The following is a 1,644-nucleotide window of genomic DNA, read 5'->3' on the forward strand; positions in this document are numbered from 1 at the left end:
CGGGTAGACGTAGTGCAGGCGCGTCCARATGCCGAGCTCGGAGAGGCCCTCGCACAGTTCGGTCATGCGCGTGCGATACGACTTGCCGCGCCATTCGCGCTCGGCGTAGCGGACATCCACACCGTAGGCGCTGGTGTCCTGCGAGATGACGAGCAACTCCTTCACCCCACCCTTGGCCAGCTTCTCCGCTTCCATCAGCACCTGGTCGACCGGACGGCTGACGAGGTCGCCGCGCATCGACGGGATGATGCAGAAGCTGCAACGGTGATTGCAGCCTTCGGAAATCTTCAGGTACGCGTAATGCTTGGGCGTGAGCTTCACGCCGATGTCGGGTACCAGATCGAGGAACTTGTTGCGCGTGGGCGGGATGGCCTGATGTACGGCGCTCATCACGCTGGCGTAGTCCTGCGGTCCGCTGATCGAGAGCACATCCGGATAGCTTTCGCGGATGAGTTCCGAACGCTTGCCGAGGCAGCCGGTGACGATCACCTTGCCGTTCTCGTGCAGCGCCTCGCCGATAGCGTCCAGCGATTCCTGCACGGCGGAGTCGATGAAGCCGCAGGTGTTCACCACCACGGCATCGGCCTCGCCGTAGCTCGGGACGATCTCGTAGCCCTCGACCTTGAGCTGCGTGAGGATACGTTCGGAGTCGACGAGCGCTTTCGGACAGCCGAGGCTGACGAAACCGACTTTGGGTGCGGCCTGGGACATTGCCGTGGGTACCGGGGTGTAGGAAGCCGAGCATTATAGCGGGTTGACGGCCATCGGGCCGGACGGCCCTTCACGCCCCTCCGGGCCCGCTCGGTAGGAGCCGATTCATCGGCGATAGGGTGCTCGCGACAGCCCCTGCCCGCTGACGCGGGGATCGCCGATGAATCGGCTTCTACATGGCTTCGGCATGCCCACACGCTGGCTTCAACGCCTCAGCGTTGCCGCGCGCTTCCCGGCCCGTGCAGCGACCCTTTTGAGCTCACTCAGTAAGGTGATCGCGCCATGCCAGGAGTACGTCAACCACCTCGGCATCGTGACTTGGGTTAGGCCCCATTCCAATGTGCTCCGTGCTCAACCAAAGCAAATAATCGGCGACATCCTTTCCGTCGGCCGTGCCCTTGAGAAGCTGAAACACATGGGGGACATAGCTTTCATACTCGTCCCTGGCTTGGGGGACGCCGGCGACGCCGATCGGATCCCACACGTAGTGGAGGACTTCATCGATTCTGCGGAGAAGCTCTTTGTCTTGTGGCAGAAGTTCCAATGTCTGATCCCCGATCAGGCTTTCGTCGATCTCCGCTGTGGGTCGAAAGCGGACATGGCAGGTACTCAGCTTCGCTCATCTCTCGCCGCCACACCATGGACACTCTCCGCCGGTTACGCTTGGGAACCTTTCTCACAGCCACGGAGACCCACCCCATGGGCCGCACGCTTATCCTCGATACCTCCCGCCCCCACGAGAGCATGGACGCCTACCTGGCCGAGCCGACAGGCAAGCCCAAGGGCGGTGTCGTCGTGATCCAGGAGATCTTCGGGGTGAACGCCCATATCCGCAGCGTGGCCGACCGCTTCGCCGCCGAGGGCTATGTCGCCATTGCTCCCGCGCTGTTCGATCCGGTGCAGACGGGCGTGGAGCTCGGCTACGACCAGGAC

3 protein-coding genes are annotated in these 1,644 nt (G+C 62.9%); 1 reads left to right on the forward strand and 2 read right to left on the reverse strand.

All coding sequences use genetic code 11. The features are described from left to right. Both AC1DT2_RS22695 and AC1DT2_RS22700 read right to left on the reverse strand, forming a co-directional pair. A partial coding sequence (locus AC1DT2_RS22695; protein ID WP_477298911.1) for a radical SAM protein occupies positions 1 to 711 on the reverse strand: 711 nt, incomplete at its 3' end. A gap of 259 nt (positions 712 to 970) precedes the next feature. Continuing rightward, positions 971 to 1,255, reverse strand: coding sequence for a hypothetical protein (locus tag AC1DT2_RS22700; protein WP_477298913.1), 285 nt, complete (start codon positions 1,253 to 1,255; stop codon positions 971 to 973). A 155-nt stretch (positions 1,256 to 1,410) separates the two neighbouring features. Here AC1DT2_RS22700 and AC1DT2_RS22705 point away from each other — a divergent pair. Beyond that, positions 1,411 to 1,644: dienelactone hydrolase family protein (locus AC1DT2_RS22705; protein ID WP_477298915.1), on the forward strand; the 234-nt coding region annotated here is incomplete at its 3' end.

The sequence above is a fragment of the Luteibacter sp. P4_E6 genome (assembly GCF_056401535.1).